This window comes from Polyangium jinanense (genome assembly GCF_028435265.1).
Taxonomy (GTDB): Bacteria; Myxococcota_A; Polyangia; order Polyangiales; family Polyangiaceae; genus Polyangium; species Polyangium jinanense.
Genome location: NZ_JAGTJK010000009.1, coordinates 146670 through 171103 on the forward strand (window position 1 = coordinate 146670; position 24434 = coordinate 171103).

19 protein-coding genes are annotated in these 24434 nt (G+C 68.2%); 13 read left to right on the forward strand and 6 right to left on the reverse strand.

Annotated elements, in window-relative coordinates:
* Window positions 1–5 precede the first annotated feature (5 nt).
* Both KEG38_RS19765 and KEG38_RS19770 read right to left on the reverse strand, forming a co-directional pair.
* Window positions 6–440 (reverse strand): DoxX family protein, encoded by a 435-nt coding sequence (locus KEG38_RS19765; RefSeq protein ID WP_272421269.1) that lies wholly within the window; start codon window positions 438–440, stop codon window positions 6–8.
* A 32-nt stretch (window positions 441–472) separates the two neighbouring features.
* Window positions 473–1645, reverse strand: coding sequence for a ferritin-like domain-containing protein (locus KEG38_RS19770; protein WP_272421270.1), 1173 nt, complete (start codon window positions 1643–1645; stop codon window positions 473–475).
* Window positions 1646–1780: 135 nt separating this feature from the next.
* Between KEG38_RS19770 and KEG38_RS19775 the strand changes: the two genes are divergently transcribed.
* From KEG38_RS19775 to KEG38_RS19825, 11 genes are all read left to right on the forward strand, one after another.
* The gene (locus KEG38_RS19775; RefSeq protein ID WP_272421271.1) at window positions 1781–2062 is read left to right on the forward strand and encodes a hypothetical protein; all 282 of its coding nucleotides are present in this window, start codon (window positions 1781–1783) and stop codon (window positions 2060–2062) included.
* Between the two features lie 117 nt (window positions 2063–2179).
* Window positions 2180–4078: a hypothetical protein gene (locus KEG38_RS19780; protein WP_272421272.1), complete on the forward strand. Its 1899-nt coding sequence runs from the start codon at window positions 2180–2182 to the stop codon at window positions 4076–4078.
* Between the two features lie 28 nt (window positions 4079–4106).
* Complete coding sequence (locus KEG38_RS19785; protein WP_272421273.1) at window positions 4107–5063, forward strand: metallophosphoesterase family protein; 957 nt, start codon at window positions 4107–4109, stop codon at window positions 5061–5063.
* 23 nt (window positions 5064–5086) lie between these two features.
* Window positions 5087–5614 (forward strand): hypothetical protein, encoded by a 528-nt coding sequence (locus tag KEG38_RS19790; RefSeq protein WP_272421274.1) that lies wholly within the window; start codon window positions 5087–5089, stop codon window positions 5612–5614.
* 256 nt (window positions 5615–5870) lie between these two features.
* On the forward strand, window positions 5871–7088 hold the full coding sequence (locus KEG38_RS19795) for a tetratricopeptide repeat protein (protein WP_272421275.1): 1218 nt from the start codon (window positions 5871–5873) through the stop codon (window positions 7086–7088).
* 25 nt (window positions 7089–7113) lie between these two features.
* Complete coding sequence (locus tag KEG38_RS19800) at window positions 7114–7974, forward strand: alpha/beta fold hydrolase (RefSeq protein WP_272421276.1); 861 nt, start codon at window positions 7114–7116, stop codon at window positions 7972–7974.
* Between the two features lie 31 nt (window positions 7975–8005).
* Window positions 8006–8542, forward strand: coding sequence for an OsmC family protein (locus tag KEG38_RS19805; protein WP_272421277.1), 537 nt, complete (start codon window positions 8006–8008; stop codon window positions 8540–8542).
* A gap of 190 nt (window positions 8543–8732) precedes the next feature.
* Window positions 8733–10235, forward strand: coding sequence for a serine/threonine protein kinase (locus KEG38_RS19810; protein WP_272421278.1), 1503 nt, complete (start codon window positions 8733–8735; stop codon window positions 10233–10235).
* A gap of 5 nt (window positions 10236–10240) precedes the next feature.
* Window positions 10241–11260, forward strand: coding sequence for a hypothetical protein (locus KEG38_RS19815; RefSeq protein WP_272421279.1), 1020 nt, complete (start codon window positions 10241–10243; stop codon window positions 11258–11260).
* Between the two features lie 59 nt (window positions 11261–11319).
* A complete protein-coding gene (locus KEG38_RS19820) occupies window positions 11320–11898 on the forward strand; it encodes a C-type lectin domain-containing protein (protein ID WP_272421280.1) in 579 nt (192 codons plus the stop codon).
* Between the two features lie 44 nt (window positions 11899–11942).
* Entirely contained in the window at window positions 11943–12560 is a 618-nt protein-coding gene (locus KEG38_RS19825) for a hypothetical protein (protein ID WP_272421281.1), read from the forward strand.
* 8 nt (window positions 12561–12568) lie between these two features.
* Here the strand turns inward: KEG38_RS19825 and KEG38_RS19830 are convergent, their stop codons facing one another.
* Entirely contained in the window at window positions 12569–17893 is a 5325-nt protein-coding gene (locus KEG38_RS19830) for a trifunctional serine/threonine-protein kinase/ATP-binding protein/sensor histidine kinase (RefSeq protein WP_272421282.1), read from the reverse strand.
* 27 nt (window positions 17894–17920) lie between these two features.
* On the reverse strand, window positions 17921–18757 hold the full coding sequence (locus KEG38_RS19835) for an acetoacetate decarboxylase family protein (RefSeq protein WP_272421283.1): 837 nt from the start codon (window positions 18755–18757) through the stop codon (window positions 17921–17923).
* A 241-nt stretch (window positions 18758–18998) separates the two neighbouring features.
* Between KEG38_RS19835 and KEG38_RS19840 the strand changes: the two genes are divergently transcribed.
* Window positions 18999–19976, forward strand: a complete 978-nt coding sequence (locus KEG38_RS19840) for an acetoacetate decarboxylase family protein (protein WP_272421284.1) — start codon at window positions 18999–19001, stop codon at window positions 19974–19976.
* Window positions 19977–20024: 48 nt separating this feature from the next.
* The gene (locus tag KEG38_RS19845; RefSeq protein WP_272421285.1) at window positions 20025–21074 is read left to right on the forward strand and encodes a zinc-binding dehydrogenase; all 1050 of its coding nucleotides are present in this window, start codon (window positions 20025–20027) and stop codon (window positions 21072–21074) included.
* Here KEG38_RS19845 and KEG38_RS19850 read toward each other — a convergent pair.
* Window positions 21068–23245, reverse strand: coding sequence for a polyprenyl synthetase family protein (locus KEG38_RS19850; protein WP_272421286.1), 2178 nt, complete (start codon window positions 23243–23245; stop codon window positions 21068–21070). The two genes, KEG38_RS19845 and KEG38_RS19850, sit on opposite strands and share 7 nt — an antisense overlap.
* 131 nt (window positions 23246–23376) lie before the next feature.
* Entirely contained in the window at window positions 23377–24252 is an 876-nt protein-coding gene (locus KEG38_RS19855; protein ID WP_272421287.1) for an acetoacetate decarboxylase family protein, read from the reverse strand.
* Window positions 24253–24434 lie beyond the last annotated feature (182 nt).

The following is a 24434-nucleotide window of genomic DNA, read 5'->3' on the forward strand; positions in this document are numbered from 1 at the left end:
GACGGTCAGCTGGAAATGCGACCCGAACGCGAACGCACGCCGACCCAGTAAGCCCAGGCGATGAACACGATCTGAAAGGGGAGCCGCGCCCAGAGTGCCCATTCCGGCACGGGGTCCTCGCCGATCGGGATCTCGTGAATCGCCATGTTGATGTTTGCCGGAAAAACCGCGACGTAAAGCGCAATGAGGCCGATGCCCGCCGCGCGCCGGAGCCGCGGGATCAAGAGGCCCACGCCCCCGGCAATCTCGGCCACCCCGCTCACGTACACGAGCGCGAGCGGCGCGGGCAGGGCCGCGGGGACGATGTGCACGAAAGGCTCGGGGGACGTGAAATGCAGGATGCCCACCCCGATCATGGCCAGGGCGAGGACGACGCGCAGAGCGACCTTCACACGGCTCTCGGGCGGGGCGGGTTCGGCGGGACGATCGGCGGGGGCCATTCGCCCTCTTTTCGAGCGCTTGGCGGGCCCCGTCAAGCCTCCGCGCGAATTTCGCCGCCTCCGAGCCGCTCCACGAAAAGCCGCACCGCGGGCAAAACGACCTCGACCGTCGCGCGTCGGGCCACCTCCTGCACCTCGGCCTCGCCGAGCCGACCATGCGCCGCGAGACGCGGATCGCTCGGCGTTCGCTCGCCGGGCGCGCCTTGCCCGAGCGACGCGAAGACCTCGAGGACGGCCGCGCGCACCGCGTCGCCGCCCACGCGCACGGCCCAGGCCACCGTGCGCCATGCAAGCTCGGCGTGACGCGCCTCGTCCTCGGCGATGAGCCGGAGGACCGCGTGCACGGCCGGATCCGTGGCGGCCGCGAGCTGCTCGGCGGCGACGGCCGCGGCAATCGTCTCTCCAATGCAACCTTCCCGCGCGGCGCGCGCGGCGACCGAGGCGAGATCGGCGCAAATATCGATGCGTCCCTCGAAGGGGAACGGCCCCGGGGCCCTGGCTTCCCCGGCGTAATTCGAGGCGAGCGCAAAACAGAGCTCCGCGTGGCGCACTTCGTCCTCCGCGGCTCGGTGTGCCCGCGTGACGAGATCTGCTGGGGCACCGACGGCGAGCAGTTCCAGGGCAAACCGTCCGAAGGAGGCGACGGACGCGTGCTCGAAGAGCCCATCACGCGTCCATGCCGCCGCGAGCAAGGCGCGCTCGTCCGCGGAGAGATCGTCGAGGTTCGGAGCCATCGCCTCCGGGCTGCGCGCGCCCGACGCGAAGGCGCCGCGAACGGGCTCGGCCGTGCGGGGCGCGTCGTTCACGAGGAAGGGGCGACCCCCGATACACAAGGGCTGAAAGAGCGTGTCGTAACAGCACTGACCATTCTGGAACGTGCCATCCGATTTCATCGTATGACGCCCGGCGGTTTCGTGGTCGAGGATGGACTTCGCTTCGGCCTGCGCGGGACACATCACGGGGGCGCCTCCCCCGGCTCCACCCGCGCCGCCACCGCTTCCGCCAGAGCCCCCGCTGCCTACGGTACCGAAATCCTGGGGCCAGGCGAAACACGCCTGCTTCGGGGACGCCTCCGGGCAATCGCCGCCCGTGGATTCTTGCACGACGCAGCCCGAGAGCACGCTCATCGTGACGGGGAGCGCGGCGGCGACGAGCGCGAGGAGCCGACGCGCGAGGGTCCGGCGAAAGTCATGCGAAGCATTCATGGATGACCTCGTGAGAAGGAAGGAAGTTTCTGCGTGATGCAGAGCGAGCGCATCGTATGGCGATTCTCCCAGGAAAGCGAGCGCGACCGTGGAGCGGACCCGCGAAATGTGCGCAGCCGTGCTCATGCTGCTGCGATGCGTGTTCGGGGAGAGGCCATTCGCGCGGGCGAGCCCCAGATCATGGTCATGGTGAAAACGAACGAGCCGAGCGGCGTGGAGATAAAGAGAACCGACATGATGAGCAGCGACGCAGGGCGCCAGGAGCCCGACGCGGAAACGGGCAACGAGGCGGAAGCCATTGCGGGGGACCCGCCAGGCAGCGGCTCACCTCTCGGTCGCGTGGGCGGCCCGAAAGAGCCGGTCGACCCCAGCGACCGCGGAGGTGGACCCGGGATCGGAGGGTCGGGCGGCTCCTGACCCCCTTCCCCGACAATTGGAAAAACCTACCGAGATCGTTTGATGTCGCACGATCTGAGGACCGATTCCCCGCTTCTGCCCGGCGGGCTCTTCGGATAGCCTCGGTCGTCGGACGACATGGCAGCGATCCAACTGTACTGCCCCTTCTGCGGGCAGAAGTTATCCATCGAGACGGAAGCATTGCGCGCGCAGACGACGTGCCCGCGCTGCGCAAAGGGCTTCGTGCCGATCGACGCGATTCCGCGCGACCAGACCTTGCCGGCGCTCAAGGTCCCCGGAACGGCCGACGTCGCGCCGCCGCCGCCCGCCGAGGCGAAGGCGCCCGCGAAAAAACCCGGTTCCCTGGCGGGGCAGGTAGATACGATCCTGCTGCCGCCGAATGGAGGCCCGCTGCCGATCGTCCCCGGCGCGCAACGAACGGCCGCGCCGGAGCCGGCCGCGCCGCCGGTCCTCGACGGTCCCACCTTGATCCGCGCCGTGCCGCCGGAGCCCGCGACCAATGCGTCGGAAAAGGCCGATGCGCTCGCGGCGACCGTCCCGGTCGATCCTCCGGCGGCCGAGCCTCCGCCCGTCGAGGGAAAGCCCCTCGAAGTCACCGTGCCCGCAGCTCCGGCCGTCGAAACCACGGCGCCCGCCGGACCTGGGGATCTCCCGCCGGTGGCCTCCGACGGATTGGCCGCGACGGTGAACGAGCCCGAAGCCCCAGCCGTCATCCCGCCGCCCCCGAAGGCGGCGCCGGCCGAGGGAGCGATTTCCGCCGAACTCGCCGCGCGCGCATCGACGCTGCTCGGGTCCGTGAAGGTCGGTAGCTCCAAAGCGCTCGGATTCGAGCACGTGGCCCTCGTCGCGGCCGTCGCGGCCGTCCTCTCGCTCGTGCTTCTCGCCGTCACGAACGTCGGTGCATTGCGGATCATCGGCGGTTTTTTCGGGACGATTTCGCTCGCGGCGACCTTGCTCGCGGGCGCGGCGTTCTGGCTCGTCCGCTCGCGGAAGGACACCTCCGCGGCGCCGGCGCCGTCATCACAGGCGCGAAACGCGCTGATCGGAAGCGTCGTCGCCTCGCTCGTGCTCGGATCCGCGATCACGGGCGGCGTCGCCGCGGCGACCGGAAGCCCCGGCGAGCTCTTGCGCGCCAAGCACATGCCGCCGCCGAAGCTCCCGCCGAAGCCGGAGCTGCCGCCCGAGCAGCGCGCCGATTACAAGTTGAAGCGCGAAGGCCACGTCTTCGTGAACGGCGGACTTTTGCACGTCCCGCCGAAATTCCGCTCCGACGACGGCGCGTTCGATCTGTACATGCATTTCCACGGCAACACGAACCTCGTCGAGGAGAGCGCCACCGCGGCCGGGCTGAATGCGCTCGTGTACACGGTGAACCTGGGGAATGGCTCCGGGCCGTACGAGGACAAGTTCTCGGTCGTGGGCGTGCTCGACCAGACGATCGACAAGATCCAGGAGACGGCGAAAAAACAAGGGCTGCGCGACGCCCGGGTGCGGCGCGTGGCGCTGGGCTCGTGGAGCGCGGGATATGGAGCGCTCGCGAAGCTCCTCGATGTCGCGAAAAATGTCGAGCGGATCGATTCGGTGCTCGTGCTCGACGGGATTCACGCGGCGTACCTCGACCCGAAGGCGAAGACGGTCGATCCTCTCCGGCTCGCGCCGTTTTCGCGATTCGCGAAGCTCGCGGCCGAGGGGAAGCGGCTCTTTTCGATCACGCACTCGGACATCGGGGGCACGGAGTACGCGAGCTCGGCGGAGAGCGCGGACGCGCTCCTGCGCGACGTGGGCGCCGAGCGCGGCCCGGCGCAGGCGACGCCGCCGCGCGTGACCACGAAGGCCGCGCTCACGGCGTTCAACAAGGGAGCGCAGGAAACGCGGCTCGAACAGACGACGGAGGCGAAAAAGAGCGGAATGCACGTGCGTGGTTATTCGGGACAAACGCCCGATCAGCACATGGCGCACCTCGTGCAAATGTCCGTGACCGTGCTCCCCGAGCTCGCCGAGCGCTGGAAGGAGTGACGGGCTTCATGGCAATCGGGAGCACGTGATGCTGGCGCTTCGCGCGCTCGTCCTCGCGGCGACTTGTGTTTCCGCGTGCTCCCGCACCCGCGAGCTCCCGCCGTGTGACGCTTCCCCCGCGCTCCCCGTGACACCGAAGGATCCCGCGGCCGCCGTGATCGTCGCGGCCGGGGATATCGCCGAGTGTCCCGGGGGGCGGCAGGAGGAGACGGCGGCTCTCGTCGAGCAGATCGGGCCGGACGCGGTGTTCACGCTCGGCGACACCACGTATCCCGACGGCACGCTCGACGAGTTCCTCGATTGTTATCACCCGAGCTGGGGCAAGTTTCGCCCGATTACGCGCGCGGTCGTGGGAAACCACGAATATCACGCGCCGCGCGCCGGGCCATTTTTCGCTTATTTCTGCGGCGGCGTGGGGGCGCCCTTCGAGGGGCGCGCGAGCTTCGACATCGGCGCTTGGCACGTCGTGATGCTGAACTCCAATTGCGGCGGTGATCTCGACGTGCCCGCCTCGGTGCCGGACGATTTCGGCGGTTGCGGCCCGGACTCGCCGCAGGCGCGGTGGCTCAAAGAGGACCTCGCAGCGCATCCGTCGCGCTGCACGCTCGCGATGTGGCATCACCCGCGGTTCACCTCCGGGGAGCACGGGAGCGCCGATTCCATGCGGCATCTCTGGAGGGTTTTGCAAGACGCCGGCGCCGACGTCATCCTCGCCGGCCACGCGCACCTGTATGAGCGGTTCGCGCCGATGAATGCAGAGGGACAAATCGACGTCGTGCGGGGAATGCGCGGGTTCGTCATTGGCACCGGCGGAAAGGTACCGCTGCACGCCGTCGACGAGGTCCACGCCGGGAGCGAGATAAGGAATATCGATACACACGGCGTCCTGCGGCTCGAGCTTCGGTCGGAAGGATACGCGTGGCGATTCGTCCCAGCCGCGGGCGGCTCGTTCGCCGACGAGGGCGAGGCGGCGTGTCACGATTGACGTGCGCCTTCCTGGTCTCTCTCATGACCACCCTGTTCACGCAAAACGTCCGTGGTGAAACGGGGTCTCGATGGAGTGTTGATGCCCGCCTCGGGTATGCCACGTCGTGGACCACCGGGCAGTCGTACCTGGGCCCGGCAACCGGGCTCATCGGTGGATGGACGTTCCGCGTGCCGATACACGTCGAGCTCGGCGCGGCGTATCACGTGGGCAGCATCGAATCGGCCGCAAACGATACGCTCGTCTACTGGTCGCGTCGACGGAGCGTGTTCGTGCACGCCGCAGCCGGTTACGATCGGACGATCCTGGCGGGGCGACTGCTCGTAAGGCCGAGGCTCATCCTCGGTTCTTTCTTCATTGTCGACGAGGCTGAGCTCGGCGGGGTGATACGCGAAGGGATGGAGCCGCGGTTCGCACTCGGCCCCGGCGTCGATTTTCTCTTTCGTTTCGGGGCTCTGCACGCGGGGCTCGACGCACGCGCGCTCTTCGTTCCGTCCCATGTGGCCGCGCCGATCGGCGGACTGTTTGGCGTTTTTGGCATCGAGAGGTGAAACACATCGAGGATGCGCACATTGCTGCAACGCACAATCGAGCTGTATCATTGCGCTCGCAATTGATTACGATGCGTCACCTGTGATAACACCTCGAAGGATGATGGCCTCGACGCGTCGATCCTTTCCCGTCGCCCCGTTGCTCCTCACGATGTTCTTCGCCGCCGGTCCGCTGGGCTGCGGCTCGACCACGGAAAATTGTCGCCCCGCGATCTCCGGAGACGTCGCGGCACAAGCGCCTCGCGTGGATGCAGGGATGAGCGGGACGGCGGGCGCGCGCGTGGATGCGGCGGCCGATGCCAGGGCAAACGCGAACGTCGAGCCGCCGCGGACCGAGGCGCAGCTCCGCGAGGCCGCCGAGCTGCGCGCGCGGGCCAAGGTGAACATCGATGCGGGTCGTCTGCGGGAGGCGTTGCCGGATCTCGAGCGCGCGTTCGAGCTCTCGGGCGACGTGACGATCCTCGGAGATCTCGGCCTCGCGCTGCAAGCGGCCGGGCGCCTCGACGAGGCTTGGCTCGCGCTGCATCGATTCCGCGTCGAGGCGCGCGCGGCGTACGAGCCGATCCGCGCGAAAATCGACGCGGCGCTCGGCGAGCTTTCGGGGAAGCTCGGCGGCCTCGTCGTGGAGGGCGGCGTGCCGGGCGCGCTCGTACTCGTGCGGGGGCAAATCGCCGCAAAATTGCCCATGGCGTCGCCCATTTACCTCGCGCCTGGGGATGTATCGGTCGTGGTCCGTCCCCCTGGAAAGCCCGACCTGACGGTCCGCGCGCGTGTCGCCGTGGGCGCCATTGCCCGTGCAAGCGCGAACCTGGATACGCCGGGCATTGGCGTCGCGGCCGGCGGGCTCACCGGGACGGTCGGCGGGCTCGCGGGTGGGCTCGGCAAACCGACGGGACAACTCACGGGAGCGGTCGGCGGACTCACGGCGCCCGTCGGAGGGCTCACCGGAGGGCTCACCGGCGGGCTCTCGGCGCCCAATCCTGGGCTCGAGGCGCCGAACCCTTCCCTCAATGTGCCCAATCCCAACATTGGCGCCCCGAATCTTTCGGCGCCGGTCGGTGCTGTCACGGCGCCGGTCGGCGCGGTCGCGGCGCCCGTCACCGCGGTCACGGCGCCTGTCTGGCCCATCGTGGTGGGCGTCGGGGGCCTCGCGGTGATGGGCGGCGCGATTGCGGCCTCGGTCGTGCATTCGGGCAGGCTCGACAATTTCGATGCGAACCTCTGCGGCGGGTCGGGCGCGAGCCCCGAATGTCCCTCGATCGAATCCGGGATCAAGGTGACGACCGGGCTCCAGGTCGTGGGGTACATCCTCGGAACCGCCGCGGTCACCACGGGGATCGTGGTCTTCGCGCTGTCGCGCTCGACGCCCGACCTCGAATGCCCGAAGGTGGGACGCGCGCCGGCCTTGACCCTCCAGTGCGGCCCGCACGTGGGCGGCAAGGGCGGCGGCGTGGGCTGCGTCGGCACGTTCTGAACGATCTTCTGCTACAACCTCGCCCATGACTGAAACCACGAGCAGGCTCGTTCGCGTGGGCGACGTGGAGATCCACGTTTTCACGGAGGGCTCGGGGCCTCCGATCCTCGTCCCCACAGGCTGCGGCATCGAATTCTACCGGCGCACGTTTTCAAGGCGGCTCCTCGATGCGCATTCGTTCGTGTACGTAGAGATGCGAGGTACGGGGCCCTCGACCGGCAGCCCCGAGGGGGCCACGTATGCGACGCTCGCCGACGACCTCGACGCCGTACGTGACAAACTCGGAATCGATCGCGCCGTCGTGATGGGTCATTCGAACCACGGGGCCATCGCGCTCGAATTTGGGCTTCGGCACCCCGAGCATGCGGCCGCCGTCGTCTCCGTGGCGAGCGTGCCCGATTTCAGCCGCGCCATGAGCGTGGGAATCGCTCGCTGGGAGGCGGAGGCGAATGTGCAAAAGAAGGAGCTGCTCGCCCAAAAACAAGCCGAGCTCCACGCCCTCGACACGAGCGCCATGGATCCCGACGAGCTCACCCTGCGGCAATATCTCGCCTTGCATCCGCTCGTCTGGCAGGACCCGGCGCTCGATGCCGGCGCCCTCTGGGGCGGCGTTCCGAAGGGGTTTGCCCGCTACATGCAATCGGTCATCCGCCCGGAGGCCGAGCGCTGGAGCCTCGTCCCTTCGCTCGACAAGATCCCTTGCCCCGTCCTCGCCCTGAGCGGCCTTTACGATTACGTCTGCCCTGTCGAGCTCTGGGCGGAGGCGAGCAAAAAGCTGCCGCGAGGCCGTCTCGACATCTTCGAGCAAAGCGGACACAATCCGCAGTTCGAGGAGCCGGCTCGATTCGACGCCGTCTTGCTCGAGTTCTTGCGCACCCTTTCTTGAGGGGGCGCGCCGCTCGATGGAGGTCAGGAGCATGGAATCGCTTGGTGGATGCTGCACCCTCGACATCGACACCTTCCGGAAGACGCGCGACGCGGTGGAGAAAGCGCCCGATGCGGGGAAAGGGAGCTTCGAGACCGTGACCGAATGGCGCGACGGCGCGCAGGCCGTGACACGGGCGAGGTCCTTCACCATCGAGACCGACGAGCCCACGCCGCTCGGCGGAAAAGATCAGCACGTCGATCCGATGGAGCTCTTGCTCGCAGCGCTCGGATCGTGCCTGACCATTGGATGGGTCACGCAGGCGCGCCTCCGCGGAATCGAGTATCGCAAGCTCGTGATCAAGGTGCAGGCGCCGTTCGACCTGCGCGGATATCTCGCGCTCGATCCCTCCGTCCGGCCCGGGTTCGGGCAGCTCCGGTATACCGTGGACGTGGACGCCGACGCCGACGCCGCGACGCTCGAAGAGATCCGAATCGCCGTGGAACGGACGAGCCCCATGTTCGACAATCTTCTTCGTCCGACACCGGTCGAAGGGGTCGTCCAGCGCCCTGCGAGCGTCTCGGCCTGATCCCCGCGTCTCCATTGCCCTCACCGCTCCGCACACCATTCGACCCCCGCGCGACGCCGCGGACGTTCGTATCCTCCTAAAAAGCGCCGTACGGGAGAATACCAGCGCTCAGGCACGGGCGAGAGGGGTGCGCTGCGCTATGGTGGGCGAGGTCGCAGTCGCACGGGAGATCGTCGGGCGGGGGGGACGAATGCAGGTCGAGCGCAGGTCGGATTCGTCGTGGGAGGACGAGCCTTCGGGTCTGCCCGTGGCCATCGGCGACGTCCTCGATGGCAAGTATCGCGTCCTGCGCGTCCTCGGCAAAGGCGGCATGGGCGTCATCGTGGCCGCCGTGCACGTGGAGCTCGGGCACCGGGTCGCGCTCAAATTCTTGCTGAAATCCGCCACCCATAACGAGGAGGTCGTCGCCCGGTTCGCCCGCGAAGCGCGCGCCGCGGCCATGATCCAGAACGAGCACGCGACGCGTGTGCTCGATATCGGGCGATTGCCGAGCGGACAGCCGTACATGGTGCTCGAGCTGCTCGAAGGCTCGGATCTCGGCGCATACATCGCCCGGAACGGCCCCCTCCCCATCGACGACGCCGTCACGTACGTGCTCGAGGCGTGCGAGGCGATCGCCGAGGCCCATTCCCTCGGGATCGTCCATCGTGATCTGAAGCCCGACAATCTCTTTCTCGCCCGGCGCCCGGACGGATCACGCACCGTGAAGGTGCTCGATTTCGGAATTTCCAAGCTGTCGGCCGACAAGGAAACGTCGCCGGAGCGCGGCGGGCCGCTCACGACGACCTCCGCCGTCATCGGATCGCCGATGTACATGTCGCCCGAGCAGCTCCGCGCCACGCGCGACGCCGATCCTCGCTCGGACATCTGGTCCATCGGCGTCACGCTGTACGAGCTCATCGCGGGGGAAGGCCCATTTCCATGGCAAAGCCTGCCCGAGCTCTGCGCGGCCATCCTGAAGGACCCGCCAATGCCGCTGAAGGAGCGTCTGCCCGACGTGCCGCCGGGGCTCGACGCGGCAATCCTGCGTTGCCTTCACAAAAACCCGGCCGACAGGTATGCGAACATCGGCGAGCTCGCGGTCGCGCTCTCGCCGTTCGGAAGGCGGCCCGGAGCCATTGCGTCGAGCGAGCGCGCGGTGCGCCTGCTCGCGCGCGGTTCGTCTGCGGATCCATGTCCGAGCGCGCGCGCCCCGCTCCAAGTGTCGGACGCGAGCACGAGCCCGACGTTGACCGATCCGCGCGTGCAACTTTCGCCTCCGCACTCGACGCCGCCGGTCGCCGCGACCGCGATTCTCGTGCGTGATCTCGCGGGGTCGAAATGGCAACGCATGCTGCGGCCCGTGCCGCTCTTCGCCATGGTCGCGGCGATCGTCCTCGTCGGCGGCGCGGGGATTCGTCTGCGTCGCGTGTATGGCGCGCCGAACGTCCTCGCGGCCACGGCGCGCGGGGGAATCGAGGCGACGCTGGCCCCGGCATTCACGAAGGTGAAGCCGGCAGCGTCGGTCGAGGCCGCCGAGACAAAAACGCCTCCGCCCGTCGCGGAGGACGTGCGACCCGCGCCGCGCCCGATGAACAAGGCGCCGCAGGGGGGCTTCTCAAAGCCCCGCCCGCAAAGCACGATCACGGACAAGACCTCGGAGAAACCTCCGTCGTCCGTGAAGCGCCCCAATCCTTTCGATGGGCGCGAATGACACCCATGACGAATACGATCCGCGCCGCTCATCGTGATCCGAGGAGAAACATCCTCACGTCCGCGGTCGCCCTCGCTTTCCTGCTTGTCTCCGGCCAGGCCGCCGCGAATCCGCCCGACTCGATGGAGGACCGCGCCGCGCGGCGGGCCGCGGCGGAGGCGCTCTTCGACGAGGGCAAATGGCTGATGGACGAGGGGCGATATCCGGAAGCTTGCCCCAAGTTCGCCGAGAGCCAGAGGCTCGACGCGGGCGTCGGGACGCTCTTGAACCTCGCCGATTGTCTGGAAAAAATCGGCCGCACCGCGAGCGCCTGGGCGGAGTTCCGGGCCGCCGCGTATGCCGCGCGCGAAAAAGGGCAGGTCGAGCGCGAGCAGGTCGCGCGCGAGCGGGCGGCAGCGCTCGAGCCGAGGCTCGCGCGGCTCGTCATCACCGCGCCGTGGTCCGAGAAGGTGCAGAACCTCGAGATTCGCAAGGACGGGCAGGTCCTCGGGCGCGCGCTCTGGGGGACGGCCGTGCCCGTGGACCCGGGCAAACACGTGCTCGAGGCCCAGGCCGAGGGCAAACGCCCCTACCGCGTGGAGGTGGAAGTGCCTGGCGGCGAGGCCACGCGGGTGACGGCGGCCATTCCCGAGCTCGTGGACGTCCCCCAAGCGCCGGCGCCGCCGGCCGGCAAGCCACTTCCGAATTCGAGGGCCCCGGTGCACAAGATCGCGGGGATCGCGCTGGGAGGCGCGGGGGTCGTGTCCATCGTCGCCGGCTCGATTCTGGGAATGCAGGCCATTTCGCGGAACGACGCATCGGCCGCCCATTGCATCGAGGGCAACCTCTGCGACGCGACGGGCGTCGCCCTGCGCAGCGAGGCGCGCGCGCGCGGCGACGCTGCGACGGGGACGATCATCGCGGGCGTCCTCGCGGCGACGGGAGGGCTCGTCCTGTACCTGACGGCGCCGGAGGGCACGCCCGCGCGTGCCGGCGTGGGGACGGTGGGATCGGGCGCGGGGCTCGTGGTCGGAGGTGTGTTTTGAATATCAAACGGCAAACGGGGCGCCCGCGCGGACGTCCCTTTTGGTGGCTGGGGCTCTTCGTGCTCGGCCAGGCCCTCGGCTGCAATGCAATCGCCGGAATCGAGGAGGGGGTGCTCGCGCTTTGCCAGGACGGCACGCGTATCGATCAGACCGGCTGCCGGGGCTCGGACGAAGGGAATGGCGGCGGCGGGGCCGGCGGGGGGTCGTCTTGCCGGAGCTGCCCCGACCCCGACCCCGACGAATGTCCCTTGCCGTGGCAATGGAAGTCGCCGACGACGGGCTCGTGTTATTTGCACCATGGCACCGAGCGCGACTGGAACACGGCGCGCGAGCATTGCCTGGAGCTCGGCGGCGACCTGGCCGCGCTGAGCTCGGCCGAGGAGTTCTGGTTCATCGGGAGCGTGGTGTCGGGGGATGTCTGGATCGGCGGGACGGACGCCCAGCAGGAGGGCGAGTTCTCGTGGTCGAACGGCGAACCGTGGGTGTTCACGGCGTGGAAGGAAGGCGTGCCCGGAGATCAGGGCAGCAAACAGGACTGCGTGATGCTCTCGGCATCACCGGGGACCGCGGCGTCGTTCGACGACCGGGCCTGCGGCGAGAAGCGCGGATTTCTGTGCGAAAAGTCCAAGGCGCCGTGACTTTTCTTGTCGCCGGCCCGCCCGGGGTGCGATTCTGAAGGGGTATGCGGAAGGCTCCCCTTTCCCTTTCGTCCGTGCTCGTGCTCGCGCTCGCCGTCGGCTGCGGCGGCGAACAGAACTCGCCGGCAAACTCCGGCTGGTCCCAGGATCTCGGTGATCCCACGGGCCAGCCGCTCCGCCGCACCGAGACGCTGAGCGAGCTCGATCAGCCCCCCGCGCCGCTCACCGGGACGACCACGACGCCGCCCACCGAAAAACGGGTGCGTCACGACGTGATGATCGCGAAGGACGCGCCCCACGCCGCGACGTGCTCGTGCCTCGCCGTCGTGGTCGGCGCGCCTCAGGATCCGCGTCTCACGTGGCAAGCCCAGGTGCCGAAGCTCGGCGGGGACGTGGCAGTGGTCGCGGTGAGCGCCAAGGGCGTGCCCTGCCCCGGGATGGCCGAGGACGCGCCACAGCGGCCCAGCATCGCGGCGGTGGAGCAGGAAGGGGCCGACGTGGTGCTCACGATCGAGGAGCTCTCGCCGGGCCGTCCGCAAGCCTCGGGGGCGGTCGTGCCGCGGCCCGGGCCGGGCGGCGCGGTGTACGTCAAGCCGAAGGGGCCGAAAGTCCCGTATGGTCGGCCCGCGGCAGGGGCGGGGGCGCGCTGCAAGGTGCAGTGATCGAGGGCCTATCCAGGTAGCGAGACACGGAATGCTGCGTAATCGCCCTCGACGCTGTCGAAGGTGATGCTGCCGCCGTGGCCATTGACCACGATGTCGTAGCTCAGGGACAAACCAAGGCCGGTACCCACGTTGCCGGGTTTGCTCGTGAAGAAGGGCTCGAAGATCCGGTCCCGTACCGAGACCGGGATGCCCGTGCCGTTGTCACGGATCGAGACCTCGACCATCTTGCCCTGCCGGCGGCTCGAGACGTGGATCGTCGGCACGTACCGAGAATCGCTCCGCTGTTGTTTCTCGCCGAGGGCGTAGAGCGCGTTGTTGAGCAGGTTCACGATGACGCGCCCGAAGTCCTGCGCGACGATCTCCACCAGGCCGACGCTCGGATCGTAATCGCGCTCGATGTGGACCGGGTTTTCCCCGCGGGAACCGTGGTACGAGAGCTTGACGTAATCCTCGACGAGGGCATTGATATCCGTGGGCTGCCGGACGCCCGTCGCGCCGCTCGCGTGCTGCATCATGCTGCGAACGATGTCGTCGGCCCGCTTGCCGTGCGACGCGATCTTCTCCGAATTCGCGCGGACGTCGGCGAGGATGTCCGATACCTCGTCGAACGTCGCTCCGCTCGACGCACTCTCCTCGATTTCCTGGATGAGCTCGGCGTTGATCTGCGCGAAGTTGTTGACGAAGTTGAGCGGATTTTTGATCTCGTGGGCGATCCCGACGGTGAGGCGCCCGAGGGAGGCCATCTTCTCGGATTGCACGAGCTGCGCCTGCGTCGTCTTCAGATCCTCGATGGCCTGCTGGAGGTTGATGTTCTTCTTGCGCAGCTCTTCCGTGCGTTCGAGCACCCGCTGCTCCATCTCCCGATAGAGCTGCGCGTTCTCCAGCGAGATGGCGATCTGCGACGAGAGCAGGCGGAGCATCTCGAGGCGCTCCTTGGTGAACGCGCCGGTCGTCAGGTGGTTTTCGAGGTAAATGATGCCGAGCGGTTTGCCCTGGTGCAGGAGCGGCGCCACGAGCATGCTCTTCGACGCGTGCGACGCGACGTAGGGGCTGCGGGTGAAGGCGCCGGCGCGCGCGGCGTCGTCGAGGATCACGGTTTCACGGGTCCGCGCGACGTAACGGACGATCTCCTCGGACGCATTCGGATACTCCTCGATCGGCGTCGAACGGAGCACGCCCACGACCTCGCCCGTGGCCGCGACCGTGGCGTCGACCTCCACGACGAGCCTGCCCTTCTTTTCGAGGACGAGCGCACCCCGCTGCGCGCCGGCATTCTCGATCACGACGTGCATCAGGGTCGTGAGGAGTTTTTCCAGTACGATTTCGCTCGAAATGGCGAGAGATGCCTTGATGACGCTCCCGAGGTCGAGCCTGTCGCCCGCGGTCCGGCTCGTGGTCGAGGAGGGACCGGAGGGCGGCCCAGAGCGGCGTTCGCTGATGTCGCGGGGCGTGAGGGACGGAGAATACCGCTCCCGCAGCAGCCCTAGCTTGCGCCGCGCGCCGCGGAGCTGATAAGCGCGGTAGGCCTCGCGGAGGTAAGCCTGGGCGATCGAGTCTCGTCCGCGGGCGAACCAGGCCTTGCCCGCGAGCTCGTAGGCGAGCGCGGTATGCTGCAAGAAATTGCCTCGCCGCGCGCCCTCGATGGCCTGCTCGTACAGATCCAGCGCCTCGGAGATCCGACCATCGACGCGGTGGACCTCCGCCGAGACGAGGGCCGAGAGGTGCGCGAAGTTGTCCGGTCCGGTTTCGGCCCATCGGACGAAATCGGCGGCGAGCGCGCCGAGCTTCTCGCGAAGGCCTGCGCGGTCCGCCTCCGGTGCGTCGGGGATCACCGCCGCGAGGCTCAACGCGTGATAGAGATGATGGTGCGCGACGGCGACGTTTCCGATGATCGCGGCGAGGAGAGGCTCCGAGCGCGTGGCCACTTCGAGCGCGCGCGCGGGTTCGTCGTGCAGGTACAGCACCTCGGCCTTCAGCGTCGGATAAAACGCGAGCGCCATGGAGCTCTTGTGCGCCTCGCATGCCGCGAGATAGGCCGCATCGTCGAGGCCCTCGGCGCTGAAATCGGTCCGTGACGGCGTATTGCCGAGCAGGTTATCGAGCGCGAGGCGCAGCCCGACGATGATGTCGCTGGCGATCTCGTTCTTCGTCTGCTGCGTCAGCTTGAGGAAGCCGGGCAGGTCCTGGGCGATCGGGTCGAGCGCGGCGCCCTCGTAGAATCGATTGAAGAGTTTGTAGATGAGGATGTAGCCCGCGTACTGGAGCTCGCCGCCCTCGAGGCCGGCCTGATAGCCCGCGTCGTTCACCGGCAGGCTCTCGCGCAGGTGCCTCACCCAGGGCGAAATGAAGTTCGCGAGCAAGAAGCTGCTCCGGCACTTGTCGTCGGGCGCGCGGAATCGGTCGGAGAGCGAGAGCGCCAGCATCGCGAGCTCGCGGCCCAGCCGGCGATCGCCGAGGATGCTGCTCGTGATGTGCCCATAATACGCGTAAATGTCGGACGACTCGGGCGCCGGGCCGAATTTCAGCGAGATGTTGACGGCCTTGACGATGATGAGCGCGTAAAGAAGCGGGCTCACGAAAAACGCGGGCGCGAGGACCGTCGTGAGCAGGCCCATCGCCGCGCGCGCGGCCGGATCCGTCATGGGTGGCGCATCACGGAGCGAGCCGAGCGAGCGGACCGCGAGGCTCGCCTGCACCTCGGCGATCTCGGCTCCCATGGCGGCCTGAATGCCCTCCGGCGGGAGGTGGATCGGCAGGTCGACCCCGAGGATCGCGAGGCCGTCCTTCGCCGCATTCATCGCCTCGTCGTACCGCGCCAGCATGGTGTCCTTGCGGACGAGCATTTCGTACGATTCGGCCTTCTCGATATCGGTCGGGGCGTGCTTCAGCACGTGCCGAATGAGGGCCTCGGAGCGCTCGTAGTTGCCGATCAGCGCCGAGACCGCGGCGAGCTCTTTGTGCAGCGAGAGCGGGAGGGGGGCGTCTCGGTCCGTGTTCGTCTCGGGCAGGGCGGCGAGGCCCGCTTCGAGGTAAGCGCTCGCGGCCGCGTAGGCCGTGGCGCGCTTGGCGCGCAAACCCGCGTCGAGGTTCAATCGGCAAAGCTCGCGCAGGCCGTGCTCGTCGGTGATGAGGCGGCGGCCCCGGTTGAGCTGGTCGACGACGTCGAAGAGTCGCTCGCCCGCGTCGTGCCCGCTCACGATAAGGTGACGCCCGATCCGGACGTGCACGCCCTCGCGCTCGTTCTCACCGAGGAGGGCGTACGCCGCCTGCTGGACGCGATCGTGAATGAAGCGATATTCCCGAATGACGAACGGGGACCCCGCGACGTCCGGCTGGGCGAGGACGAGGCCCGAGAGCGCCACGACAAACCCCTCCTGAAGGGCCGGCAAGAGCCTCTCGTACGCTTCGGGTTCGCTGATCTCGAGCACGACGGCGAGCGGCTTCAATTCGAAGACGCCGCCCATGCACGAGGCGACCTCGATGGCACGACGGCTGACCTCGGGCAGGCGGCGCAGCTTGCCGATCATCAGGTCCACGACGCTATCGGTGATGCCCTGCGCCTCGATACGCGCGACGTCCCACGTCCAGCGCCCCGCCGCACGGTCGAAGGCGATGAGCCCTTCCTGATAAATCGTCTTCAAAAGCTCGCCGACGAAAAGCGGGTTGCCTTCGGTCTTCCGGGCGACGAGGCGCGCGAGGGGCTCGACGTCGGCGGGGCTTCGGCCCACGGCGTCGGCGATGAGCGCCTGCACGTCCTCGATTCCGAGGGGCAAGAGCGGAATCCTGTCGATGGGCACGCCGTCCGCCTCGAGGGCGCCCAGCATCATGCGCAGCGGATGCGCGGGCCCGACCTCGTGATCACGATACGCGCCGATGACGAGGAGGCATTGGGGCTCGACGTCGCGCAGGATCAGGTCGATGAGCTTCAAGCTCCCCGAGTCGGCCCATTGCAGGTCGTCGAGGAGAAGGACCAAGGGATGCGACGGCTGCGCAAAGACGCGGATGAAGCTCCGGATGGCCAGGTTGAAGCGATTCTGGGCCTCCGTCGGCCCGAGCTCCGCGACCTCGGGCTGCGGCCCCACCACGAGCTCGACCTCGGGGATGACGTCCGTGATGATCCGGCCATTGGGCCCGAGCGCCGCGACGAGCTGTTCACGCAGCGCCGCGAGCACGTCCTCGCTCTCGCCGAGGATCTGGCGGACGAGCGATCGAAACGCGGAGACCAGCGCGGAATAAGGCGTCGTGCGCAAGAACTGATCGAATTTGCCTTCGATGAAGTAACCGCGCTGCCGGGTGATGGGCTTGTGGAGCTCGTGCACGAGCGCCGATTTGCCGACGCCCGAGTAGCCCGTGACGAGCGCGAGGGCCGCGCTCTTGCCCTCGGTCACGCGATCGAAGACGCCGAGCAGCGTCGCGAGCTCCTTCTCGCGGCCATAAAGCTTCTGCGGTACCTGGAACTGCTCCGGAACGTCGTGCTGCCCGAGGGGGAAGACGTCGATCGTGCTCTTCGCCGCGAGCATTTCGGCGCACGCGCGAAGGTCCGCCTGGATGCCGTACGTGCTCTGGTAACGCGCCTCGGGCGTCTTCGACAGGAGGCGCATGAGCACGTCCGAGAGGGGCTTCGCAATGCTCGTGTTGCGCTTGCACGGCGCGATCGGCACGCGCGCGAGGTGGCAATGCACGAGCTCCATCGGATCGTCGGACGAGAACGGGGGGGTCCCGGTGAAGAGCTCGTACAGCGTCGCGCCGAGCGAATAGAAATCGGTGCGATAATCGAGCATTCGGTTCATCCGCCCGGTCTGCTCCGGGGAGATGTAGCGGAGGGTGCCTTCGAGCGCCTCGGGGCTCAGCACGACCGCGCGCTCGCGCGACAGGATGGTGGAAATGCCCAGATCGATGAGCTTGCAGACCTGGGTTTGGGGGTTGTAGACGAGGTTCGCCGGGCTCACATCCTTGTGCACGATGCTGCGCTGATGGAGCGCGGCGAGCGCGTCGGTGGCGGCGATGGCCACGGCGAGCTGCTCGGCGAGGGACCACGGATGCGCGGGGATCAGGCGATCGAGCGATTGCCCGCCGAAATCCTCGAGGACGATGGCGTGGCGCCCGTCCGGCGCCTCGAGGAGGGCATGGGTGCGCACGACGAAAGGCGAGCTGACCTGGGCGAGCAGCTCGTATTCGCGGCGGAACCACGCGATCTCCTCGGGCGAAGGGTGCTCCGCCTTGAGGACCTTGAGGACGACGGGCATGCCGTCGACCTCCCGGTGCGCGAGGTAAATGCAGCAATGTGATCCCTCGTGGACGAGATCGGACGGCTCGTATCCTGACATCATGCCCATCGCGATGGCTCCTCGGCGCGCTCACCAGATGGAGGGGACGTTTGGCGCGGCCCCCGGGGCGCGCCCTCTTCCACAACAATAAGGGAGCGAGAGCTCCCAGGGCGCCCGAAGCTGGAACGCGCCCGTCGGTGATTGGTCGATGCCCTCGGACGAATACCTCCCGGGCGCGAGCCCCGGCACGAATGCTTCTTGAATGTTCGTCTTCGTGCGCAGGGGCCGAATCTCGGCCTCTCGCCAGAGTTTGTCGAAGTCCGAGCACGACAGGAGGGGCCCCACGGAGAGAGGTTGCTGCGACACGAGCGGCTGGGTCATGATCTCGAGCTGCCGCTGGAAGGAGGGCACGGCCGTTGCCGGCTCGAACGCCCCCGTGGCGCCCCACTGCAGCCCGAGGATCTCGTCGCCTCCTCCATAGAGGGGACATACGGCATACGACCCGTCGGTCCTCGCGGGGTTCGTGCCCTCGACGACGCGGACCAGCTTCTTGGGAAAACCCCAAAAAAGGATGCCGCCGAGGGTCGCGAGCAGGTTCGTCAAGAAAAGCCGCGGCATGTAAAAGAAGGGCCCCCGGACCCGCCCTCCACAGAGCGGGCGCTTCGCGTACACGTACGGCACGCCGACGACCTGCTCGAAATACGTCATCTCGGGGGGAAAAAACCGCGGAAACGTCATGTGCGCGTCGCGCACGTGGCCGAAGTACAGCGACACCGGATGGGTATCCCGGTGCGTCAAATCCTGATCGCCGAGCTCGAGCCCGTCGGGGAGCATCCACCGGACGTCCTCGCGAGGGAGCGCGATCGTGACGCCGTAGACCGACCATTGACCCACGAGCTTCATGCCCTGGTAGGGGTTCAGCGACATGACGACCTCCCCACGCATCGTGGTACGGCGAGGCGGCGCAGCCGGACCTGTACGGGTAAGAACATCGTCCCATGGTCAGGCTCGATTGGGACAGGTGTCAAGAGTCAGCGTCGCCTCGCGACACTTGCTTCCGCCCCCGAAGCTCGGCTAGCCTCGTCATCCGCGTTCCGGGCTCCGAGACGAGGGGCGCTCCGCCCGGACGAACGGGCCTCGCCCCCGAACCCCGCGGCCGAGACAAGGCATGAGCAGAGCCAATTTGCCGAAATACGTCGAGCGAGCGGACAACCAAGCGATGCCGACGCCCGCGGCGCTCCAGAACGTAACGGCCTATTTTTTCCCGCTCGAGAGCGACACGCAGAGGCAACAAGCGCTCGCTGACAAGTTCTTGAACGCCCCCTCGAAGGGCCTCGCCAGCTACCGCGCGTTTTTTCCTCAGGTATTTCTCGTCTTCACCCACACGGGCACCGTGTCCTCGACCGTGCCGGTCTTCCGCGACCAGGGCAGCTTCAACTACACCGAGGCAGGGATCTGGATCCCGCTCGTGTCGATCGATAAAACAGGTCCGATCCCGGTCGCCACGCGCCTCGTGCTCTTCCCCTATTACATGTTCGCGACCTCGAGCCACGCCGTCGCGAGCGGGCGCGAGGACCAGGGATGGCCCAAAGAAATCGCGGAGATCACGGTCCCGACGAGGCCCTCCGTGGCCGATCTCTTCCAGATCCGGCCCACGCTCTTCGATCGCTTCGGGCCCGACGTGCTCGCGCAGCGAGAGTACCTCGTGCAGGTGAACCGGGTCGGAGGTACCTCGCGCGGGGTCGTGGCGCAGGGTTTTACCGAGGGCAAAGCCGCGCTCGAGGCGCTCGTCGACCTCGTCTTCGGCGGCCCCATGATCACCGTCCCCGGCCTCGGGCTCGTCCTGTCGATGGTCGACCTCCTGCGCACGGGGCCCAGGTTCGCATTCCTCAAGCAATTCCGGGACGTTTCGGATCCCAGCCGCGCCTGTTATCAGGCCGGCATCGAGGCCGGCACGCGGATCGACTGCTTTCGCTGGGCCGGTTTGCTGGATGGGCGCTACACGCTCGACGTGAAGACCGCCGACAGCCACCCGATGGTCTCCGCGCTGGGGCTCACGCCGCGCAGCTTCGACGCGGTCCGCGGTTTCTTCGTGGACATGGATTTCACGCTCGACACCGGCGTCACGCGCTGGAAGGCGTTTTGAATCGAGCCACGCGCGCGCGAGCGCCCCAGGAAGGCACGGACGGTCGACATGCTACCGACAACCTACAAGAAGCTCATCGCAGTTCACCCGAGCCGTGATTTCCGCGCCGTCGCGAAGATCGTGGACGCCGATCTCGTCTTGCCGGGGCCGGGAGAGGTCCTCGTTCGCAACGTGGTCGCCGGCGTGAACGCTTCGGACCCGAACATCTCCGCATCCGCTTACGATGCGTTCAAGGTGGCCAGCACGAGGTCGTCCGATATCGATCTCGGCGCGGAGTCGGCCGGCGAGGTCGTCGCGGTAGGGCCCGGCGTGACGAGCCTCAAGGTGGGCGATCTGGTGATGGCCCTGGTCATCGGCGGCGGGTTTCGCGAGTACCTGCTCGCCCCCGCATCGGCGTGTATCCCCATTCCCCGCGCCACGCCCGAGATGCTCGCCATCCTCGTGAACGGCCTGACTGCGTCGATCGGCCTGAAGGAGGTCGGGCGCATGGGCTCCGGCGAGACGGTCGTGGTGACGGCCGCGGCGGGCGGTGTCGGGCAATTCGCGGTGCAGCTCGCCAAGCGCGCGGGCAATCACGTCATCGGCGTCTGCGGCGCCGAGGAAAAACGCGAGTTCCTCGAAAGGCTCGGCTGCGACCGTATCGTGAACCATCGGACCGAGGATCTCGGCGAGGTCCTCGCCCAGGAGTACCCGCGGGGCGTCGACATCGCATTCGAATCGGTCGGCGGCGCCCTGTTCGACGCCTCGCTCGCGAACCTGGCCATCCGCGGAAGGCTGCTCGTGTGCGGGTTCGTCTCGGAGTACACGCGCCCCGAGCCCGCCTCGACCACGGCGCCGCGCGTCTACCACGAGCTGCTCTGGAAATCCGCGGAGATTCGCGGCTTCTTCCTGTTCCACTTCGCCGATCGGATCGCCGGGCATCTCGCGGAGCTGCTCGAGCTTTCAGGCGCCGGCGCCCTTTCGGTCCACGTGGACCCGACGCCATTCGAAGGGCTCGCGTCGTGCATCGACGCGGTCGAGCACCTGCACACCGGGAAAAACGTCGGGAAGGTCGTCGTGCGCATCGGCGCGGGCCCGGCCTCGATTCGTCCTCAGTAGCTCCGATCGAGCACGTACCAGCCGAACGCGCGCAGTCGCGCGGTCGCGACCGAGGGCGCGACGAGCGGTGAGAGCCGCGTCCACGCCGTCTCGACGAGGTTCTGGGCGTCGCGCACGCACGCGTCGAGCGCGCCCGTGCGCTCGATGCGCCCGATCAGGTCCTCGACCACGGCGTCGTCGTCGGGTTTGTCCCGGAGCGTGCGCGCGAGGTGCTCGCGCTCGTCGCGATCGAGGAGTCCGAGCGCGCGCACGACGGGCAACGTGACCTTGCCGATACGAATGTCCTCGCCCCGCTGCTTCAAGTTCCCCTGGAAGCCGCGCACGTTCAGGACGTCGTCGATGATCTGGAACGCGAGCCCGATGGACTCGACGTACACGCCGAGCCCCTCGACCTGCGCCTCGGTGCCGCCTCCGGCGATCGCGCCCATGCGTGCCAGCGCGCCCGCGGGCACGGCCGTCTTGAGCCGGTTGATGGCCGTGACGCGACGCACGAGCTCCTGCGTGTCGCCCGACGCCACCGCGGCCGGCAAGAGATCCTCGAGGCCGGCGATGTCGAGGGCCTGCCCTCCGTGCCCCGCGCGCATCGCGTCGAAGTAGAGGTGCATGACACGCTCGGCGCGCTCGGGCGGGAGCGCGGAGCGCGAGAGGAAGAGCTCGGCCAGGAAATACGCCGCCGTGCCCGCGTTGATCGCCGTCGGCTCGCCGTGGAGGAGGTGACAGGCCGGGCCGCCGCGGCGGATCGTCGAACCGTCCTGCACGTCGTCGACGAGAAGCGAGCCCGTGTGGATGAGCTCGGGGATCGCGAGCCATGGAGCAAACCCCGTGGCGTCGCCGCCAACCGCGTCGATGCACGCGAGCGTGACGAACGAGCGCCAGCCCTTGCCGCCGCGATCGAGGACGTCGAGGAGCGGCCCCGTGAGCGAACGGCCGATGAGCTCGGGCTCGACGCCCTCGAGCCGCTCCTCGTGGCCCACGCAGCCGAGGATCTCCGCGAGCACCGGCTCGGAAGGGGCGCGCGAGACGAGCGCGGCGATCTCACGTCGCACGCTCCGATGCGCGGCGGAGAGGAAGCCCCCGAGATCGACGTAGGCAGGCGGAGACGTCTGCTCGACCCAGCCGACGCCCTCGATCGGCCGCCCCCAGCGCGTGCCTTTGACACGCGCGCGTCCTCGCCACGCGGAGACGCTGCCCAGAAGGCCATGGACCTCCTGCGCAGGCATGGTCGCTTCGAGCACGAGCTCGAGCCCGCCGCCGGGGATCCGTAGCGTGAAGGAGACAGGATACTCCTGGTACGAGCGCGGGCTCCGCCACGTGCCGATCGGCGCGAGCGTGGCGTGCGCCTCGGCGAGCGAACGCCCGCGGACGTCCATGACGATGGCCCGCGCGCGCTTCGTGTCCTGACCTTCCCGCGCGAGGACCTGCACGACAACTGAGCTGCCGTCGTCGAGGTGGAGGAACGCCCGCTGCACCACGCTCGGCGCTTTCGGCCCTTCGCTCACGGATGCGCCGGAAGAAGGCCCGATCAGGCGATCGTAGTGGCCGAACCCCGAGACCCGGAGCTCCTGGCCGTCGAGGAAGATCGTGCCGTCGACGAAGCAGCTCGGGAGCGTGTAGTGGAGCGAGGCCCCCTCCTCGCCGGGAGAACTCTCACGCGCGTCGTGGAGGAGCAGCGCGGGCTTGAGCGCGCGCAAGCGCAGGTCGCAGCCGCGCGCGCCGCGGAGTTGCCCGAGCACGAGCCGATAACTCCCGTCCGGCCTTCGCGAGAGCAGGCTGCCGCCGTAACGCAGCTCGAGGCCCCGCGGGTCGAGGGTGGGCTCGGCGTGCATCCCGTGCGCGGGGGCGGGGAGCGTTTCCGCGTCGAGCATCTCCAGCGCGGCGCGGGCGAGGTGCCGATCCATGGGCGCCGTGCCGTGCGTGATGGCGTCCCGCAGGGCGTTTCGGCGCGCCGCGTCGAGCTCCAGCCTCGGGCGGTATCGCTTCGTGCTCTCGTCGCTGAGCGCGAAGGAGAGGCCGTGGGTCGGCACCGGCTCGCCGTCCGCGCCGGCGTAGAGCCTCCGATCGAAGGCGGCCCACACCGTGAGGGCGCGCTGATCCTTCGTCTCGACGTGGACGGCGGCGGACCAGCGTTCGAACCACGCGCCCTCGGGAGCGTCGCGCTGCGTGAAATCCACGCTCGCATGCTCGGGGGCTTTCTCGTTTTCGGAAGGGGTCCGGGCGGGATCCGGGCCGCGCGCGGCTCCGAGCTTCATGGCTGCCGGGGTCGATGTCATCTCGTCGTCTCGTGCCGAAGGTTCTCCATCGATCAAGCGAGGCTGTGCCCGCGCCCGCAGCAATGGGGCAGGGTGAGCTTGAAAGGGGCGCGGAGCTGGAACGACCCGAGCGGCGACATGTCGAGCCCGCGCGAGCGATAGGTCCCGACGACGAGCCCCGGGACGAACGCATCCTCGATGCGCGTCGTCGTATGAAGAGGCCGCGCCTGGGCGCGCTCCCAGTCATTTTCGTGATCGGCGCACGAGAAGAGCGGACCGCGGCCGACCGGCTGGCAGCAGATGAGCGGCTGGCGCAGGACGTCGAGGATCGCCTCGTGGTTCGGCACCCGCGCCATGGGCTGGAAATCGCCGGTCACCTCGTAGCTCAGCGACACGATCGACTCGGCGTCGTCCCCGGGGGGAAAGACGCGGTACGTCCCGGTCTCGTGCCTCGTTTCGTGGGGGTTTTTCTCGGAACGAGGCGCCTCCGCGCCCGCGCCGTTCGCCCCCTTGTCCGGGCCAAACGACATCTCCCGAATGCGGCCGAGTTGCTTCGCCAAACCCCAGAAGAGCCATCCGCCGATCACGGGCAGGATCTGGCTCGCGAAGAGGCGCGGCACGTAGAGGAAAGGGCCACGCGCGCGCCCCCCGCAGAGGTCGCGCTTGGCATGGACGAACGGCACGCCGATGGCCTGCTCCTTGTACGTCGTCCCGGGCAGGAGCAGGCGAGGCAACGTGACGCGCACGTCGTAGCGGTGGCTGAAGGAGAGCACGACGGGGTGCGTCCCCGGAGGCGTGTGGTCCTGGGGTCCGAGCGCCAAACCCTCCGGCAGCATCCACGCCACCTCGTCACGAGGCATGACGAGCGTCACATAGCAACTGGACAGCTTTCCGACGATGTTCATGGACCGGTACGGGCTCTCGAGCATCCATCCTCCGCAAAGGACCTCGTACGGAACTCGTCATGGTACACCAAGACGCACCCTGAAGTCTACTTCAATTGCACGCAGGCTCCGCGCTCGGCCAAACGTTGCTCTGAGCTTGCGTGGCTTCTCGCAAGACGTTTACCATGGCCGGTGGCTCCCGACGGCCCTCCCCGCGGGCGTGCGAC

Coding starts and splice junctions, on each gene's coding strand:
- KEG38_RS19780 (WP_272421272.1), top strand. CDS start 2,180: ATGGCAGCGATCCAACTGTACTGCCCCTTCTGCGGGCAGAAGTTATCC.
- KEG38_RS19775 (WP_272421271.1), top strand. CDS start 1,781: ATGCGTGTTCGGGGAGAGGCCATTCGCGCGGGCGAGCCCCAGATCATG.
- KEG38_RS19835 (WP_272421283.1), bottom strand. CDS start 18,757: ATGTCGCTGAACCCCTACCAGGGCATGAAGCTCGTGGGTCAATGGTCG.
- KEG38_RS19825 (WP_272421281.1), top strand. CDS start 11,943: ATGCGGAAGGCTCCCCTTTCCCTTTCGTCCGTGCTCGTGCTCGCGCTC.
- KEG38_RS19845 (WP_272421285.1), top strand. CDS start 20,025: ATGCTACCGACAACCTACAAGAAGCTCATCGCAGTTCACCCGAGCCGT.
- KEG38_RS19830 (WP_272421282.1), bottom strand. CDS start 17,893: ATGATGTCAGGATACGAGCCGTCCGATCTCGTCCACGAGGGATCACAT.
- KEG38_RS19800 (WP_272421276.1), top strand. CDS start 7,114: ATGACTGAAACCACGAGCAGGCTCGTTCGCGTGGGCGACGTGGAGATC.
- KEG38_RS19770 (WP_272421270.1), bottom strand. CDS start 1,645: ATGAATGCTTCGCATGACTTTCGCCGGACCCTCGCGCGTCGGCTCCTC.
- KEG38_RS19795 (WP_272421275.1), top strand. CDS start 5,871: ATGAGCGGGACGGCGGGCGCGCGCGTGGATGCGGCGGCCGATGCCAGG.
- KEG38_RS19810 (WP_272421278.1), top strand. CDS start 8,733: ATGCAGGTCGAGCGCAGGTCGGATTCGTCGTGGGAGGACGAGCCTTCG.
- KEG38_RS19765 (WP_272421269.1), bottom strand. CDS start 440: ATGGCCCCCGCCGATCGTCCCGCCGAACCCGCCCCGCCCGAGAGCCGT.
- KEG38_RS19785 (WP_272421273.1), top strand. CDS start 4,107: ATGCTGGCGCTTCGCGCGCTCGTCCTCGCGGCGACTTGTGTTTCCGCG.
- KEG38_RS19790 (WP_272421274.1), top strand. CDS start 5,087: ATGACCACCCTGTTCACGCAAAACGTCCGTGGTGAAACGGGGTCTCGA.
- KEG38_RS19840 (WP_272421284.1), top strand. CDS start 18,999: ATGAGCAGAGCCAATTTGCCGAAATACGTCGAGCGAGCGGACAACCAA.
- KEG38_RS19855 (WP_272421287.1), bottom strand. CDS start 24,252: ATGCTCGAGAGCCCGTACCGGTCCATGAACATCGTCGGAAAGCTGTCC.
- KEG38_RS19815 (WP_272421279.1), top strand. CDS start 10,241: ATGACGAATACGATCCGCGCCGCTCATCGTGATCCGAGGAGAAACATC.
- KEG38_RS19805 (WP_272421277.1), top strand. CDS start 8,006: ATGGAATCGCTTGGTGGATGCTGCACCCTCGACATCGACACCTTCCGG.